Origin of the sequence: Streptomyces sp. NPDC087440 (assembly GCF_044744005.1) — a bacterium.
GTDB lineage: Bacteria > Actinomycetota > Actinomycetes > Streptomycetales > Streptomycetaceae > Streptomyces.
In genome coordinates this window covers 21,511-38,378 of sequence record NZ_JBIUXN010000019.1, presented here as the reverse complement: position 1 = coordinate 38,378, position 16,868 = coordinate 21,511, and the positions used below count along the sequence as shown (strand labels likewise).

At 70.2% G+C, this 16,868-nt stretch carries 13 protein-coding genes; 1 reads left to right on the top strand and 12 read right to left on the bottom strand.

Going from position 1 to position 16,868, the window contains the following annotated elements; translation table 11 throughout:
• Nucleotides 1–14: 14 nt before the first annotated feature.
• Complete coding sequence (locus tag ACIO3O_RS30910; RefSeq protein ID WP_401751588.1) at nt 15–2,177, top strand: hypothetical protein; 2,163 nt, start codon at nt 15–17, stop codon at nt 2,175–2,177.
• 645 nt (nt 2,178–2,822) lie between these two features.
• On the opposite strand, the gene ACIO3O_RS30905 is transcribed toward ACIO3O_RS30910, so the two are convergent.
• From ACIO3O_RS30905 to ACIO3O_RS30850, 12 genes are all read right to left on the bottom strand, one after another.
• A complete protein-coding gene (locus tag ACIO3O_RS30905; RefSeq protein ID WP_401751586.1) occupies nt 2,823–3,860 on the bottom strand; it encodes an ADP-ribosylglycohydrolase family protein in 1,038 nt (345 codons plus the stop codon).
• Nucleotides 3,861–3,862: 2 nt separating this feature from the next.
• Nucleotides 3,863–4,627 carry an NUDIX hydrolase gene (locus ACIO3O_RS30900; protein ID WP_401751584.1) on the bottom strand — a complete coding sequence of 255 codons (765 nt, stop codon included), beginning with the start codon at nt 4,625–4,627 and terminating at the stop codon, nt 3,863–3,865.
• Nucleotides 4,624–5,214: a nicotinamide riboside transporter PnuC gene (gene pnuC, locus ACIO3O_RS30895; protein ID WP_401751583.1), complete on the bottom strand. Its 591-nt coding sequence runs from the start codon at nt 5,212–5,214 to the stop codon at nt 4,624–4,626. Before pnuC ends, ACIO3O_RS30900 begins: the two co-directional genes overlap by 4 nt.
• Before the next feature lie 139 nt (nt 5,215–5,353).
• Nucleotides 5,354–6,703, bottom strand: coding sequence for a pseudouridine synthase (locus ACIO3O_RS30890; protein WP_401751581.1), 1,350 nt, complete (start codon nt 6,701–6,703; stop codon nt 5,354–5,356).
• Nucleotides 6,703–7,341: an SMC-Scp complex subunit ScpB gene (gene scpB / locus ACIO3O_RS30885; protein WP_401751832.1), complete on the bottom strand. Its 639-nt coding sequence runs from the start codon at nt 7,339–7,341 to the stop codon at nt 6,703–6,705. Before scpB ends, ACIO3O_RS30890 begins: the two co-directional genes overlap by 1 nt.
• Entirely contained in the window at nt 7,311–8,300 is a 990-nt protein-coding gene (locus ACIO3O_RS30880; RefSeq protein ID WP_401751579.1) for a segregation/condensation protein A, read from the bottom strand. Before ACIO3O_RS30880 ends, scpB begins: the two co-directional genes overlap by 31 nt.
• Nucleotides 8,301–8,362: 62 nt before the next feature.
• The gene (locus ACIO3O_RS30875; RefSeq protein ID WP_401751830.1) at nt 8,363–8,923 is read right to left on the bottom strand and encodes a hypothetical protein; all 561 of its coding nucleotides are present in this window, start codon (nt 8,921–8,923) and stop codon (nt 8,363–8,365) included.
• Nucleotides 8,920–10,083, bottom strand: a complete 1,164-nt coding sequence (locus ACIO3O_RS30870; RefSeq protein WP_401751578.1) for a ParA family protein — start codon at nt 10,081–10,083, stop codon at nt 8,920–8,922. The genes ACIO3O_RS30875 and ACIO3O_RS30870 overlap by 4 nt, the downstream gene beginning before the upstream one ends.
• 341 nt (nt 10,084–10,424) lie before the next feature.
• Nucleotides 10,425–11,540: an alanine dehydrogenase gene (ald, locus tag ACIO3O_RS30865; RefSeq protein WP_401751829.1), complete on the bottom strand. Its 1,116-nt coding sequence runs from the start codon at nt 11,538–11,540 to the stop codon at nt 10,425–10,427.
• Between the two features lie 180 nt (nt 11,541–11,720).
• The gene (locus ACIO3O_RS30860) at nt 11,721–13,784 is read right to left on the bottom strand and encodes a tetratricopeptide repeat protein (RefSeq protein WP_401751576.1); all 2,064 of its coding nucleotides are present in this window, start codon (nt 13,782–13,784) and stop codon (nt 11,721–11,723) included.
• Between the two features lie 211 nt (nt 13,785–13,995).
• Complete coding sequence (locus ACIO3O_RS30855; protein WP_401751827.1) at nt 13,996–14,616, bottom strand: NUDIX domain-containing protein; 621 nt, start codon at nt 14,614–14,616, stop codon at nt 13,996–13,998.
• A gap of 79 nt (nt 14,617–14,695) precedes the next feature.
• Nucleotides 14,696–16,345: a CTP synthase gene (locus ACIO3O_RS30850; RefSeq protein ID WP_401751574.1), complete on the bottom strand. Its 1,650-nt coding sequence runs from the start codon at nt 16,343–16,345 to the stop codon at nt 14,696–14,698.
• Nucleotides 16,346–16,868 lie beyond the last annotated feature (523 nt).

Sequence of the window (16,868 nt, the reverse complement as noted above, 5' to 3'; positions counted from 1 at the left end):
TCACGCACACGGACGTGGCCGAGGTCGACCTGACCCTGCTGGGCCGCACGGCCGCCGACTGGAAACAAACCGCCTCCCACCTCAAGCGGCTTGTGGGGCAAGCACGTTCGGGCCTGCTGTCGAAATCCGAACGCGCCCGCTGGGACGGAGTGAACGCATCCGTCACCCGTGACTTCATCCGCAAGACGACAAAGGAATTCACCGACGCGTGCACGGAAGCGACGAGCATCGCCCACGTCCTGGAGGACGCCCACCAGGAACTCACCAAGATCCAGCAGGCCGTACGCCACATCCGCGACGTAGAGGCCCCCAAGCTGGGCATGAACCTCACCAGCCCGCCCGGGATGGCCGCGCCCTCCCTCAACCCCACCAAGCCCGCTGAGATCGAGCTGAACCAGCGACTGAAGGTGCTGGTCGCCCACGCCGCGGAAATCGACACCTCCGTGGCCCGTGCCCTGCGGAAGTCCCACGGGAGCGATCCCAGGAACTTCGGCCACCGGTCGTACGGCTCGCTGGACGAGGCCCAGTCCGAACGGGCCCTGGAACTGGCGAAGGTGGGCCCGATGCTGTCCAACGCCCAGTTCACCGAGCTGAACGGCATCCTGACGTTCAACGCCAAGGACTCCGACTTCTCGACGGCGTTCTACCAGGGCCTCGGCGGCCCGAAGCAAGCCCTCGACTTCTACGCCCGGATGTCCCTGGACTGCACGGCCGGCGACCAGCCCGAACGCCTCGCCCTGGCCAAGGACCTCCAACGCGCCATGGGCACCGCCCTCGCCTCTGCCACCGACCCCGACAACCGCACCCACCTCCCCGCCTCCTGGGCCAAGGAATTCCGCACCCTGGGCACCCAGCCCCTCCCCACCCCCGCCCTCGGCATCGACCGCCCCTACGGCTACCAGGTCCTGGGCGGTCTGCTCCGCTACGGCGACTACGACCCGCGTTTCCTCAACCCCATCGCGGAGGACATCCTCCGCATCCACAAAGAAGACCCCGACTTCTTCATGGAGACCAAGCCCACCCGCTCTGACGACCCCGACTTCGGCTTCAACCCCTCGGGCCTCTCCGGCGCAGGCTACGACCCGCTGACCAGCGCCCTGGAGGGCCTGGGCCACAGCCCTCAGGCAGCGAAGGAATTCTTCAAGGACGGCCGCCACTTGGACGACCTGACGAGCGCGGACTTCCAGTGGGCCGCAGACACCCTCGACCGCTCGTCGGAGAACTCCCACGAGGGCGGCCCGGACGCGTTGGGCCACGCCCTGGAGGCAGCGACGACGGGTCATCCGTGGGACGACACGAGGCCGGGGTTGCACAGGGACAAGGAGACGGCCGACATCATGAAGAAGGTGATCACGCTGTACAGCCCCACGTCCGACGTAAAACCGCAGGACGCCATCATGGACAGTCTGGGGCGGATGGGCGCGGCATACATCGACGACCTGAATTACTCCACCATGGACTTCGGAGGTTCCGGGGACGATCTCGGTCGGGACGACATCTTTGCCCGCAGCAGCGACGGATCCGCGAGGACCGCTTTCGGTGAGATTTCATCCCGAAACTTCATGACCTTGGTGGCTGGCGACGAAGAGGGCTACAAATGCCTTTCCAGCGCCCAGCAGGTGTACGCAGCCAGCGGCCTGGCAGCGCAGGAGGGTGACCGTGACACCGGTGTGAGCTTCGCTCACAACGCAACAAAGGTGCACGGGATTCTCGATGCGGCGCGCTCACATCAGATCGCAGAGGACTTCAAGGACGATGAGGACCAGTGGAATCTGGAGAAGGAAAAGGCAGGAGAGTGGCGTAAGTTCGCGGTCAGCGGCGCCGCCGCGACCATCGCCGGCGTGGGCAGCGGACTGCTCCTCGGCCCGGCCGCCGGCGTCGCCGTCGCTACCGCCGTCCCGGTCGTCCTTGAAACGGGAGCCGGAGTGGTGAGCACCGCATACGGAAATCACACGCTCCAGTACCTGAAGGACACCGAGTTCAAGAACGACCCGGAAGCCCTCCAGCAAATCCAGGCCCAACAGCATCTGGGTGAGGAAGAGGCTTGGATCCCTGTTGCGCACTACGCCGATTCCGTCGGCATGACCAGAGCGGAGAAGCGTGCTCTGAACGTGGACATCGAGCATTCCTACACAGTCGGCAAGCAGAAACTCGATCCGGTTCGGCAGGTGGGCTGACATGAAACAAGGACAGCGCCGCACCCTCCGCTGGATTGCAGTCTTTCTCACGCTGTTTGCAGCGAGTTGCACGAGGGAGAAACAGCCGCCCTCTGAATTGGGCTCGCCTGTTGGATGGCAAACCTGCAGAGCTCTGCTGGGCGAGACGAACACAGAGGCCCTGAGCGAAATGTTGGGCGCAACGGGGGCGGAGTACACAGATGCAGGCGTCGCGCTCCAAGACGTTACGAAGCGCATGATCTCCATGGGCCGAACTTGGCGGCCGGGGGCCGATTACTACAGCACCGATTCCGTCCCATGCTCACTGGGCGCTGTCGGCGGGACCCGCCAGTTCACCGCACGGGTTGGCTGGTACGGAGCCCCCTTGCCTCTCGTCAAATCAGCTCCGTGGCGCCAGTCCGGCGGTGATGTCACGGCCTCCTGGGAAGATGTGTCCGACGTCAGATACGCCTTCCCCTGCAAGGTGCCCGGTTCCCATGCACGCCAGGAAGCCGAAGTCCCCTTCTCGGTCCGTCTCGTTCAGCGCGGTCTCGACAACCTCGACGAATCCTTCCGGGGGATGCTCGCAGCTAGCCTGGCTCGCACCATGAGCACACAGCTCGGCTGCGCCAACAGACCGGCCATCCCAGATCAACTGGTACTCACTCAGCCCACCCCGTCCCACCCCTCCCCCAACCCCACCAACTCCCCCCGATACTCCACCCGCTCCACCCACTCCCCGGGCCAACCCCCCACCCCCACATGAGCCCCCGCGAACGCCCCCGCCAAGCACGCGATGGAATCCGAGTCCCCCTTCGTGCACGCCGCCCGGCGCAGCGCCAGCAGGGGTTCGTCCGGGAACATCAGGAAGCACAGCAGGGCCGTCGCCAGCGCCTCCTCCGCCACCCACCCGTCCCCCGTGACCAGACACGGGTCCGTCTCCGCCAGCGACGAACGCGCCGAGCGGTCGCGCAGGGCCGCCTCCAACCCCTCCAGCACCCCCAGACACTCGTCCCACCCCCGCGCGATGAAGTGCTCCGGCGTCGGGTCCTGCGCGTAAGTCCACAGGTCCCCCAGCCACAACGCGTCGTACCGCTCCCGGCTCTCCAGCGCGTACGACCTCAACTGCCCCACCAGCCCGGCCGGTTCCACCCCCTGCGCCAGCAAGTACACCGCCCGCGCCGTGAGGTCGCTCGCCGCAAGACCCGTCGGGTGCCCGTGCGTCAGCGCCGCCTGCAACTGCGCCGCCCCCGCCCGCTCCCGCCGGCCCAGCCCCGGCACCAGCCCCACCGGCGCCACCCGCATGTTCGCCCCGCACCCCTTGGAGTCGATCTGCGAGGCCTTCTGCCAGGGCAGGTCACTGTCGAGCAGGCGGCACGCGACCATGCAGGTCCGTCCGGGCGCCCGGTTGTTCTCCGGCGAGTGGTACCAGTCCACGAACTCCTCCCGCACCGGCCGCTCCATCCGCCTCGGCCCGAGCGGCCCCCGCGACAGCGCCACGTTCAGCCCCCGCCCCAGGGCCAGCGTCATCTGCGTGTCGTCCGAGACGAACGCCTTCTGCGGCAGCTCCATCTCCCGCCACGGCCCGCACTTCGCCAGAATCGACGGCACGTCGTTGAACTCGGTCGGAAACCCCAGCGCGTCCCCGAGCGCGAGCCCCACCATCGCCCCGGTGGCAGCCCGCTTCGCCTGTGCGGCAGTCATCGTCAAGCCCCTTCCCCAGAAAGATCACCAGTTGAATCAGCAGCGGGCCGCAGCAACGGCGGATGCAGAGCCGTCGCCGTCCCCGCCCGGTACACCGCCGCCGGCTTCCCCCGCCCCCCGGTCCGCCTCGGCGCCGCCCCGCCCACCGGTTCCACGAATCCGGGCGTCGCCAGCACCTTGCGCCGGAAGTTGGGCCGGTCCAGCGAGACCCCCCACACCGTCTCGTACACCTGCTGAAGCTCCCCGAGCGTGAACTCGGGCGGGCAGAACCCCATCGCCAGCGACGTGTACTCCAGCTTGTCGCCGATCCTGCGCCACGCGTCGGCGAGGATGCGCCCGTGGTCGAAGGCCAGGGGCACGTCCGTGGGCACCGGCACCCACTGCGCCTCCGCCGCGTCCCCGCCGCCACGCGGCTCCGGCAGGTCCGGCACGAGCGCGGCGAAGGCCACCGACACCACCCGCATCCGGGGGTCCCGCCCCGGATCGCTGTACGTGCGCAACTGCTCCAGGTGCAGCCCGGAAGCGTGCTCCCGCGACAGCCCCGTCTCCTCGGCCAGTTCCCGCAGCGCCGCCCGCTCCGCCGACTCGTCCGGCAGTACGAAGCCCCCCGGCAGCGCCCACGCCCCCGCGTACGGGGCCTGCCCGCGCCGGATCAGCAGGACGTGCAGCGCCGCCTCCCGCACGGTGAAGACCGCGAGATCGACCGTGACCGCGAAGGGATCGAATGCTTTCGGGTCGTACCCCTCGGGGATGTCGCTTTCTGTCACGTTCTCGCCTCCGTACGGAACATCCGCTCCCGCCCTCGCAGATCTCGACGCCACTCCCGCAGCCCCACCACGCACAGGCCGCCCAGCACCACGTACAGCAGCGCCGTCAGCCACAGCCCCTTCGACACGTACACCGGCACGTGCACCACGTCCGCCGCCAGCCACAGCCACCAGGACTCGACGAGCTTGCGGCACTGGCCGTACGTCGCCAGCAGCGACAGCACGGCCGTCGAGGCGTCCCAGAACGGCACGGTCGAGTCGGTGGCCCGCTGGAGCAGCACGGTGACCACGGCCGTCCCCACCGCCCCCGCCCCGCACAGCAGCAGCCACTCGGACCGGCGCGTGCGCCGGACCGGCAGCCGTGGGCCTGGTCCACCCCCGTGGGTCCAGGCCCACCAGCCGTACCCGGCGAGGGCGGTGAAGACGAGCTGGAGTCCCGCGTCGGCGTACAGCCCGGCACGGGAGAAGAGCACGGCGAACAGGAGGTTCGCCGCGATGCCCAGCGGCCAGTTGGCGACGTGCTGGCGTCCGATCAGCCAGACGCACAGCGCTCCGGCGACGAATCCGACGACCTCCGTCCAGTCCACCGCCGCACCTCCCCGCCTCAATGGTCATGTTGACTATAAAGGCGGTGCGCGTTTCCCACAAGGGCAGCAAAAAGCCCGGGGCCGGAACCTGCCTCAGCAGGTCCCGGCCCCGGGCTCACTCCGAAGAGTCCTTGCAGGCCTAGAGGCCGACTTCCTTCATCAGCATGCCGACCTCGGTGTTGGTCAGGCGGCGCAGCCAGCCGGACTTCTGGTCGCCCAGCGCGATCGGCCCGAAGGAGGTGCGCACCAGGCGCTCGACGGGGAAGCCCGCCTCCGCCAGCATGCGGCGGACGATGTGCTTGCGGCCCTCGTGGAGGGTCACCTCGACCAGGTAGTTCTTGCCGGTGTTCTCGACCACGCGGAAGTGGTCGGCGCGGGCGTACCCGTCCTCCAGCTCGATGCCGTCCTTGAGGCGCTTGCCCAGCTCGCGCGGGAGCGGGCCCTGGATGGCGGCCAGGTAGGTCTTCTTCACGCCGTACTTGGGGTGGGTCAGGCGGTGCGCCAGCTCGCCGTGGTTGGTGAGCAGGATGATGCCCTCGGTCTCGGTGTCGAGACGTCCCACGTGGAACAGCCGCGTCTCGCGATTGTTCACGTAGTCGTTGAGGTTCTGGCGGCCGTCCGGGTCACCCATCGTCGCGACGACGCCCGCGGGCTTGTTCAGCGCGAAGAACAGGTGCGACTGGGCGGCGACGGTCAGACCGTCGACCTTGATCTCGTCCTTGTGCGGGTCGACCCGCATGCCCTGCTCGACCACGATCTGGCCGTTGACCTCGACGCGGGACTGCTCGATGAGCTCCTCGCACGCACGGCGCGAGCCCATGCCGGCCCGGGCGAGGATCTTCTGAAGACGCTCGCCCTCCTGCTCGGCGCCCGGGAAGGTCTTCTCGATCTTGATGTCGGGCTTGCCCGCGTAGCGGTCCCGGTTGCGCTGCTCGATCTTGGCGTCGAGCTCGCGGGGGCGGGAGGCGCCGGCGTTGTAGTTGCCGCGACGTCCCGGCTTCTGCGGGGTCTTCGGGGCCTTGGGGCCGCCCTTGGCGCCGCCGCGCGCGGAGTCGCCGCGGCCGCTGCGCGGACCCTGGTGGGTCGCGGAGGGGCCTACGTCGTAACGCCGCTCCTCGGGACGCGGACGACGCTCCCGCTGCTCGCGCTCGCCGTCACGGGAGTCACGCGTGTCACGCGAGTCACGGAAGTCCCGGGAGTCACGGCCGCCGCCGGACGTCCCACGCCCGCCGCCGAAGCCCTGCCCGCCGCCGGAGCCCGAGCCGCCACGACCGCCGCCGAAGCCCTGGCCGCCGCCCGAGCGGCCGCCGCCGGAGGCGCCACGGCCGCCGGAGCCGCCGCGAGAGCCGCCCGCCGAGCCCGCACCGGAGCCCGCGCCTCGCCCGCCGCCCGCGCCGCCGCGCCCGCCACCAGCGGGGCCGCGTCCGTTACCCGCACCCCGCTGGTTCCGGTCGTTGCCGCCGCTGCTGTTCCTGTCGTTGCTTCGCATCAAAAATCCGTCTTGTCGTCGTCTGCGTCAGTCTCCGGGGCGTCCGGATCGAACGACGGCACACCCTCTTGCGTCTCAGCCTCGATCGCGTCTGCCTCGGGGAGGAAGGGCGCGAGCTCCGGGAGCTCGTCCAGGCCTCGCAGGCCCATCCGCTCCAGAAAGTAGTTCGTCGTCCTGTACAGGATCGCACCTGTTTCGGGTTCCGTGCCCGCCTCCCCGACCAGACCCCGCTGGAGGAGGGTGCGCATGACCCCGTCGCAGTTGACTCCTCGTACGGCCGAAACCCGCGAGCGGGACACCGGCTGCCGGTAGGCGACGACCGCCAGGGTCTCCAGGGCCGCCTGGGTGAGCCGGGCCTGCTGCCCGTCCAGCACGAACGCCTCCACCGCCTCCGCGTACGTCGCCCGCGAGTAGAACCGCCAGCCGCCCGCCACCAGCCGCAGCTCGAAACCGCGCCCCTGCACGGTGTACTCGTCCGCCAGTTCCCGCAGCGCGTCCGTGACGTCCCGTTCCTTGACGTCCAGGACCTTCGCCAGGTGCTCGGCCGTCGCGGGCTCGTCGACGACCATCAGGACGGCCTCCAGCGCCCCGCGCAGTTCCTGCCCGCTCACTCCTTCTCCTCCACCACGAGATCGAATTCGCCGGTCACCGCGAGGTCGCCGGACGCGCTGCCCACCCAGGTCACCTGCAAGTCCCCCAGCGCCTGCTCCTGGTCCAGCTCGACGGCCTTCTCCCGGTACAGCTCCAGCAGGGCCAGGAACCGGGCAACCACGGTGAGGGTGTCCGGGGCGTCCCCGATCAGCTCCTGGAAGCTGGCGGTGCCCCGCTCGCGCAGCAGCTCCACCACCACCCCGGCCTGCTCCTGCACGGACACCAGGGGTGCGTGGATGTGGTCGACGTACACCTCAGGCTTCGGCTTCGGCTGCATCGCCTTGACCGCCAGCTTCGCGAAACCCTCCGCGCCGATGCTGATGACCACTTCCGGCAGCAGTTCCGCGAGCTGTTCCTCCAGACCCACGGTGCGCGGATACCGCCGTCCCTCCGCCTCCCACCGCTCCTCGAAGATCCCCGCGATCCTCTTGTACGCCCGGTACTGGAGCAGCCGCGCGAACAGCAGGTCGCGCGCCTCCAGCAGGGCGAGGTCCGCCTCGTCCTCCACCTCCGCCGCGGGCAGCAGCCGCGCGGCCTTGAGATCGAGCAGCGTGGCGGCGACCACCAGGAACTCCGTCGTCTGGTCCAGGTCCCAGTCCGGCCCCATGGCACGGATGTGCGCCATGAACTCGTCCGTCACCGTGGACAGCGCGACCTCGGTGACGTCCAGCTTGTGCTTGGAGATCAGCTGGAGCAGCAGGTCGAACGGCCCCTCGAAGTTCGCCAGCCGTACGGTGAACCTCCCGTCACCGGCCCCGGCCGCCGGTTCCGGAGCCTCCTGCGGTACGTCATGCGGTACGTCGACGGGGGCCTCCGCGAGCACCGGCACCGGCGCCTGCGCAGACACCACGGCGGGCTCCTCAAACGCCTCCGCCCCCGCACCGCGCCCCAGTGGGCGGCGGCGCGAGGGGCGGCCGGTGGTGTCGTCGGGCGGGGCGGGCGGCATCAAAGAGGGTCCTGGGTGCGAGCGGAACGGAGGGGGCAGCCGCGAGGCTACCGCCGCACCGCTCAGCGCCCGCGCAGGCGCCGTACGAGGATGCTCGCGTCGCCCCGGGACTCCAGGTCGGCGAGGACGACGGCGACCGCTTCACGGACGATCCGTCCCCGGTCGACGGCGAGCCCGTGCTCGCCGCGGAGCACCAGGCGGGCGTGCTCCAGGTCCATGAGCTCCTCGGCGGAGACGTAGACCGTGATCTTCTCGTCGTGCCGTTCGCGACCGCTGGGACGCCGGTTGGCGCCCCTTCCGCCGCGTCGGCGGGGCTGGGCCCCCGTGGCGCCCGGCGCGGCCCCACGAGGCGCTCCAGGGGCTTCCTGGGGGCGGTTGGCGGCCGGCTGGGGAACGGCCGGGGGTGCTGCCTCCGCGCCCCGGGTCCGCTGCTGCCCCGCGGCGTCGGCCGCGGCGCCGTGCTCGGGGTCCTCGCCGGACTCCACCGGCGCCGGGTCGGCGGGCTCCCCGGCGGGGGCCGGGACCCGGGCCGACTCACCGTTCGCCCCGGACCTGCGGCCCGCGGCCTGGAGCCCCATTCCCCCGGTCGTGCGGAACAGCTCGTCGGCCCCCGGCAGACTCACTCGGCGTGACACCGGGCGAGCACCTCCCTGGCGAGCTGACGGTAGGCGGCGGCGCCGACGGAGTTCGACGCGTACGTCGTGATGGGCTCACCGGCGACGGTGGTCTCCGGGAAGCGCACCGTACGGCCGATCACCGTGTGGTAGACGTGATCGTCGAACGCCTCCACCACGCGGGCGAGCACCTCACGGCTGTGCACCGTGCGGGAGTCGTACATCGTGGCGAGGATGCCGTCGAGCTCCAGGTCCGGGTTGAGCCGCTCCTGGACCTTCTCGATGGTCTCCGTCAGCAGGGCCACACCGCGCAGTGCGAAGAACTCGCACTCCAGCGGCACGATCACCTTGTGAGCGGCCGTCAGGGCGTTCACGGTGAGCAGGCCGAGCGAGGGCTGACAGTCGATCACGATGTAGTCGTAGTCGTTCATCAGCGGCTTGAGCGCCCGCTGAAGCGTCGACTCGCGCGCCACCTCACTGACGAGCTGCACCTCGGCCGCCGACAGGTCGATGTTGCTGGGCAGCAGGTCCATGTTCGGAACGGCCGTCTTCAGCAGCACCTCGTCGGCCGACATGCCCCGCTCCATGAGCAGGTTGTAGACCGTGAGGTCGAGCTCCATCGGGTTCACACCGAGACCGACCGACAGGGCTCCCTGCGGGTCGAAGTCGACGAGCAGGACACGGCGTCCGTACTCGGCGAGCGCGGCGCCCAGATTGATGGTCGAGGTCGTCTTGCCGACCCCGCCCTTCTGGTTGCACATCGCGATGATCTTGGCCGGGCCGTGATCGGTCAGCGGTCCGGGGATCGGGAAGTACGGCAGCGGCCGTCCGGTCGGGCCGATCCGCTCGCGGCGCTGGCGGGCAGCGTCGGGGGCGAGGGTGGCCGCGTACTCGGGGTCGGGCTCGTACTCGGCGTCGGGATCGTAGAAGTGCCCCTGGGGCACCTCGTCGAAGTCGGCGAAGCCGGTGGTGGACTTATCGCCACTCTGGTCGCCGGCCATGGCGTTCACGTGTAGGCCGTCCATGCTCTGGTGGGATGTCGTCATGTGCTGATGGGTGGCGAAGGTGCGGACCGCTACCGAGCCGACGGCTTCGAGCCCTGTGGGGCTGTGGCCCTGCGCAGGCGTTCCCGATCGACCACCCCCGGGAGTAAATGTCGACTCATTCACAAGTCGTCTTACCTCCTTGGGACGTGACCAGGAAATTTATCGATAGGTCAGCGTTGCACCATGCCGACGGTCGCCGACTCTATGGCGTGTCACCGGTCCGCAGCAACACAATCCACCGGACCCGGGTCGATGTGTCGGCAACGGAACACCCCTCTGTCAAGGGTGCGCAAGCACACAAGCAGGGTGCGACCGACACGTTTCACAGGGGTGCGAAACGGTGAAAAGGTTGCGTTCGCGACGAGTTGAGCGAGTGTCGCAAAGCGGCCGGATACACGTCCGGCCGGACCTCGCGGGGGCAAGGTCCGGCCGGGCGCGTGATGTTGACGACGCCTGTTGACGGGTCAGCCGAGAAGGGTGCTCAGCTCCACGTGCGGCAGCTCGTGCGCCTCGGCCACCTCGCGGTAAACGACCTGGCCGTCATGGGTGTTGAGGCCCTTGGCGAGCGCGGCGTCGCGGCGCAGCGCCTCGACCCAGCCGCGGTTCGCGAGCTCCACGATGTAGGGCAGCGTGGCGTTGGTCAGCGCGTAGGTCGAGGTGTTCGGGACGGCGCCCGGCATGTTGGCCACGCAGTAGAAGACCGAGTCGTGGACCTTGAAGGTCGGCTCGGCGTGCGTGGTCGGGTGCGAGTCCTCGAAGCAACCGCCCTGATCAATTGCAATGTCGACAAGTACACTTCCGGGCTTCATCTTGGCGACGAGCTCGTTGGTGACCAGCTTCGGCGCCTTGGCGCCGGGGATCAGGACGGCACCGATGACGAGGTCGGCCTCGACGACGGCCTTCTCCAGCTCGAAGGAGTTGGAGACGATCGTCTGCACCTGGGTGCCGAAGATCTTGTCGGCCTCGCGCAGCTTGTTGATGTCACGGTCGAGCAGGGTCACGTGGAAGCCCATGCCGACGGCGATCTGGGTGGCGTTCCAGCCGGAGACGCCGCCGCCGATGACGACGGCCTTGCCGGCCGCCGTGCCCGGGACGCCGCCGGGGAGCACGCCGCGGCCGCCGACCTGGCGCATCAGGTGGTACGCGCCGACCTGCGGGGCGATGCGGCCCGCGACCTCGGACATCGGGGCGAGCAGCGGGAGCGCGCGGTTCGCGGTCTCGACCGTCTCGTACGCGATGGCGGTGGTGCCGGACTCCAGGAGCGCGTCCGTGCACTCGCGGGAGGCCGCGAGGTGCAGGTAGGTGAAGAGCGTCTGGTCCTTGCGGAGGCGGTGGTACTCCTCGGCGATCGGCTCCTTGACCTTCAGGAGCAGGTCGGCGGTGGCCCAGACCTCGTCGGCGGTGTCCAGGATGCGGGCGCCGGCCGAGACGTACTCGCTGTCCGTGATCGAGGAGCCGATGCCGGCGTCCTTCTCGATGACGACCTGGTGGCCGTGGCGCACGAGCTCGTGCACGCCGGCCGGGGTGATGGCCACCCGGAACTCGTTGTTCTTGACCTCGCGGGGGATGCCGACCTTCACGTCGATCACGGTCCTTGACTCTGGGGGTACGAAACGGAGTGCGCAACAAGTACCCGCAAAACGGGCACTCACCGCACACGACCAGGCACAGAGGGCAGGCCTGGGGAACGCCGCGGACGGTTGCAGCAAAGCAAGTCTAATGAAGGATTTCCACCTGTCTAGCCTTACAAAGCATCAACCTCACGCGGATGCGCTACGGATTTCGTAGGCTGGAACCTCATCTTCCATTAGTCTCTCCGCCGCTGACCGGTGCAGCCTGGCCGAAGCGGGGTCGCCGAGCCGGTCCAGCGTGTCGGCGAGCCGCAGCTGAAGCGCCGCCTGAAGCCGTACGTCGTCGGCGCGCCGCGCCCACTCCACCGCCTCCTGGCACGTGCGCAGGCACTCCTCGGGGCGTCCCGCGTACTCCTGGACCCGGGCCATCTCGCTCAACGCCCGTGCGTGGCCCGGGAGATCGCCGAGCCTGCGCAGCGCGGCGGCGGCCGCCCGCCATTCGCGCAGCGCCTCTCCGTACCGGCCCGCGTAGGTGTGGACCGCGCCGAGCCGCCCGTAGAGCCGGGCCCCGTCCTCGTGCTCCCCGCGTGCCAGGCGCTGGGCGAGCGCCCGCCCGTACCAGTCGGAGGCCCGGGGGTAGTCCCCCATCTCCTGGTACGTCCCTCCTACGGATTCCATCGCGCGGGCGGTGGCGTAGGGGTCCTGCGCGGTGCGGGCGGCGTCCAGGGCGGCCCGGTAGCGGGCCAGCGCCTCGGTGGTCCGCCCGGTGCCCGCGTCCAGGTCGGCCAGGTTCAGCAGGGCGGCGGCCTTCTCGCGGTGCAGGTTGCGCCGCTCGGCCACGTCCAGGACGAGGCGGTGCAGCCCGTACAGCTCGGGGGCCGCGGCCTCGGTGCCCCGGTGCGCGGCCAGCGCCCGTACGAGAGCGGCGACGAGCCTGCGGGCGAGGGTGTCCAGCTCCCCGTCCTCGACGGCCGCCCGCGCGGCGGCGAGCAGCGCGGGCTGCCGGGCCCGCAGCCACTCGGCGGCGGCACGCTCGTTCGCGAAGCGCAGGGAGCGCGGCAGCCCGGCGAGCTTCTTGCGGGCCGGTGAGCCCTCCGGCTCGGTGACCGCCCGGCAGGAATGCAGCTGCCGCACCGTCCGCTCCAGCATCCTGGCCCGCGCCAACTGCCGCTCGGCGGGCCGGTCCTGAGCCTCCGTCAACGCCAGCAGCAGCGGCGCCAGGCAGCCGGGCACCAGGTACTGCGGCACCGGCCCGTGCACCGGGTGCAGCAGGCCCTGCACCGCGAAGTCGTCCAGCGTGGTCTGCGCCGCCGACACCGAACACCCGGCGAGCGCGGACGCGGTGTGCGCGTCGGCGAGGCCCGCGGGGGCGAGGGCGAGGAGTCGCAGTATCCGCGCCGCCGGCTGCGGCAGCGACTCGTACACCAGGCGCAGTGCCCGCGCCAACGGGGCGGCACCCTGCGACTGTTCGGGGTCTTCGGGAACTTCGTGGAGGTGCAAGGTGGCGTCGGCGACCGACGACTTGGGCCGGGCCGCCAGCCACCCGCCGACCAGCACCAGCGCCGCGGGCTGCCCCCCGCACTCCTCGGCGAGCGCGTCGGCGGCGGTGGGGTCGACCGTGATGCGCACCGTGCCGGTGTAGTGGGCGAGGAGGGCGACGGCGGAGGCGGTGTCGAGGCCGCCGAGCGTGCACGGCCGCACGTCCACGATCCCGGTGAGCGGCCCCTGCGAGGTGGCCACGACCAGGCACGCGGGGTTGTCGGGGAGCAGCGGGTCCACCTGCTCGGCGTCCGCCGCGTCGTCCAGGACCAGCAGAGCCCGGCGTACGGCGAGGGCTTCGCGCACCATCTCGGAGAGGGTGTCCGCGTCGGCCCCCGCCGGGGCGGCGATACCCAGGTCGTCCAGCAGGCCCCGGGCGGTCTCCTCGGTGGGGACGCGCTGTCCGCCCGACGCGGTGAGGCGGGCCCGGTACGCGCCGTCGGGGTAGTCGCCGGAGAGGCTCCGGGCGAGTTCCTCGGCGAGGGCGGTGCGTCCGGAACCGGGCCGTCCGGCGATCAGCAGGACGCGGGCCCGGGGCGCCTTGCGGCCGGTGAGGGTGTCCAGGCCGGTGCGCTCGATGTCGGCGCGCAGGTCCTTCAACTCCCGTTTGCGGCCGAAGAATTCGCCGGTCGCCCAGTCATGGGCCGAGGCCGTCGCGGGGGTGGTCGCAGTGACCGCCGCCGCGCTGCCGATGTCCACCGCCTGGTCCGTCACGGGCCACGCTCCCGTCCGCCTGCGCACGATCCCCGGCGGCGACTGCGGCCGGGGATTCGAGCCTAGTTCACGCTCTGCTACCGATCCGGAGGAGCCGGGCGGAGAGGTCCCCCGATCGGATCAGCAGTTTTTACGATCAACGCCGGACGGGAAGGGGTTCGCGTCCCGGACCGCACGAGGTTCATGCTCCGGACCGCACGAGGCCCGTGCCTCAGAACGGCCGCGCGGGCCACTCGGCCTCCGCCGGGCGCAGCGCGTCGAGCCCGTCGCCCGCCGTCGCCGCGGCGAGCGCCAGGACGCCGACGACCAGACAGGTGTTGTGCAGCTCACCGCCCAGGACACCCCGCACCAGCTCCGGAAGCGGAATCCGGGCGTGTTCCATGTCGGCCTCCTCGTCGGAGACCTCGTACCGCTCGCCCTCCGCCTCGGAGAGGTCGCGAGCGAGGAAGATCCGTACCGCTTCGTCGGAACCGCCCGGCGAGGTGTACACGTCGGTCAGCACCCGCCAGTCCCCCGCCTTGATGTGCGCCTCCTCGTACAGCTCGCGCTGGGCGGCGTGCAGCGGGTTCTCGCCGGGTACGTCGAGGAGTCCGGCCGGGATCTCCCAGAGCTTGTGGCGCACCGGGTGGCGGTACTGGGAGAGGACGGCGACCCGCCCCTCGGCGTCGAGCGCCAGGACGGCGACCGAGCCCGGGTGCACCTGGTAGTCGCGGCCCACGACGGAGCCGTCCGGCATGACCACGCTGTCGGTGCGGACACTGGTCTTGGCCCCCTCGAACGGGGTCACCGACTCGGTGACCCGCCACTCCTGGGGGGTGTCCTTGATCGCCACGTACGCCTCCATGCAACGAGAAAACCGGGGCAGGAGCCTGGAAGCGGCTCCTACCCCGGTCAACCGTAGTACCTGTGACCTACTTGCCCTGCTGGCGCTCCACGGCCGCCTTCACCAGACCGGCGAACAGCGGGTGCGGGCGGGTCGGGCGCGAGCGCAGCTCCGGGTGCGCCTGGGTGGCGACCAGGTAGGGGTGCACCTCGCGCGGGTACTCGACGTACTCGACCAGCTTGTTGTCCGGGGAGGTGCCGGAGAAGAGGATCCCGGCCTTCTTCTCCAGCTCGGCACGGTAGGCGTTGTTGACCTCGTAGCGGTGGCGGTGGCGCTCGTCGACGTACTGCTCGTCGCCGTAGACCTCGCGCACGATGGAGCCCTCGGCGAGCTTCGCCGGGTAGAGGCCCAGGCGCATGGTGCCGCCCAGGTCGCCCGCGCCCTCGACGTACGCCAGCTGCTCCTCCATGGTGGAGATCACCGGGTGGGCGGTGGCGGCGTCGAACTCGGTGGAGTTGGCGTCCTCGATGCCGGCCAGGTTGCGGGCCGCCTCGATGACGATGCACTGCAGGCCGAGGCACAGGCCGAGCAGCGGAACCTTGTTCTCGCGGGCGTACTGGATGGCGCCGACCTTGCCGGTCACGCCGCGCTCGCCGAAGCCGCCGGGGATGCAGATCGCGTCGACGTCGCCGAGCTGCTTCTGCGCCTCGGCGGGGGTCTTGCAGTCGTCGGAGGTGACCCACTTGACCTTGACGCGGGCCTTGTTGGCGAAACCGCCGGCCCGGATGGCCTCGGTCACCGAGAGGTAGGCGTCGGGCAGGTCGATGTACTTGCCGACCAGCGCGACCGTGACCTCGTGGTTCGGGTTGTGGACGCGGTCCAGGAGGTCCTCCCAGACGGTCCAGTCCACGTCGCGGAACGGCAGGTCCAGCTTGCGGACGACGTACGCGTCCAGGCCCTCGGTGTGCAGCACCTTGGGGATGTCGTAGATCGACTTGGCGTCGATGGCGGCGACCACGGCGTCCTCGTCGACGTCGCACATCAGCGAGATCTTGCGCTTGATGGCGGTCGGGACCTCGCGGTCGGCGCGCAGCACGATCGCGTCGGGCTGGATACCGATGTTGCGCAGGGCGGCGACCGAGTGCTGGGTCGGCTTGGTCTTCAGCTCGCCCGAGGGGCCGATGTAGGGCAGCAGCGAGATGTGCACGACGAAGACGTTGTCGCGGCCGACCTCGTGGCGGACCTGGCGGACGGTCTCCAGGAAGGGCAGCGACTCGATGTCGCCGACCGTGCCGCCGACCTCGGTGATGACGACGTCGACGTCGTCGGTGGCCATGCGGCGGATGCGGTGCTTGATCTCGTTGGTGATGTGCGGGATGACCTGCACGGTGTCACCGAGGTACTCGCCGCGGCGCTCCTTGGCGATGACGGTGTTGTAGACCTGGCCGGTGGTGACGTTGGCCGAGCCGTCGAGGTCGACGTCGAGGAAGCGCTCGTAGTGGCCGATGTCCAGGTCGGTCTCGGCGCCGTCGTTGGTGACGAACACCTCGCCGTGCTGGAAGGGGTTCATCGTGCCGGGGTCGACGTTCAGGTACGGGTCGAGCTTCTGCATGGTGACCCGAAGACCGCGGGCCTTCAGGAGCGCACCGAGGCTGGAGGCAGTCAGACCCTTGCCGAGGGAAGAGGCGACACCCCCGGTGACGAAGATGTGCTTGGTCGTCGTGGATTTGGGCTGCATGGCCAAGACGGGGCTCCCGTGGTCGCGAGGTGAGGGTGCGTTTCCGGCCTCCCAACGAGGGATCGCCGGTGTCTCCACCGGTGATTTCTGGGGGCGTCGTCGCTGCGGTTCGGGGGGTTTTGCTCCCACCGCCCACGGGCTACCAGGGTAACAGCGACTCCGGGAGGCTGCTTCCTGCGTCCGTCGCGGCGGTGCACCGGGCGGCTGCCGAGGGCCCGTTCCCACGGGTTTTCGGTCGTCTTCGTATACGTACCTGTGAAGACGCCCGTGGACGCGCGGAACCCCTGGGGGCAGTGCTCCGGCCACCCGTTCGAGCCGCCTTCACCGTACAGACACACAGGCGTCACCTGTGCCTCACCCGTTCGGCCCACTCACCTTGCGATGACCTCCCGCAGATGAGCTTCCTGCGTCGTATCCTTCACGGAACATCGCTGCGAGCCGGCCGGCGAAGGCATCCATCCCGCCGCTCCCGGCCCCTGAAGCTCGCCGTCGAAGATCCCCTGACCGCAGCAGCCCCCTTCCG

What these genes read in the sequence shown, in the direction of transcription:
- ACIO3O_RS30905 (WP_401751586.1), bottom strand. Translation starts at nt 3,860, where the DNA reads ATGACTGCCGCACAGGCGAAGCGGGCTGCCACCGGGGCGATGGTGGGG.
- ACIO3O_RS30880 (WP_401751579.1), bottom strand. Translation starts at nt 8,300, where the DNA reads ATGCCGCCCGCCCCGCCCGACGACACCACCGGCCGCCCCTCGCGCCGC.
- ACIO3O_RS30890 (WP_401751581.1), bottom strand. Translation starts at nt 6,703, where the DNA reads ATGCGAAGCAACGACAGGAACAGCAGCGGCGGCAACGACCGGAACCAG.
- ACIO3O_RS30850 (WP_401751574.1), bottom strand. Translation starts at nt 16,345, where the DNA reads ATGCAGCCCAAATCCACGACGACCAAGCACATCTTCGTCACCGGGGGT.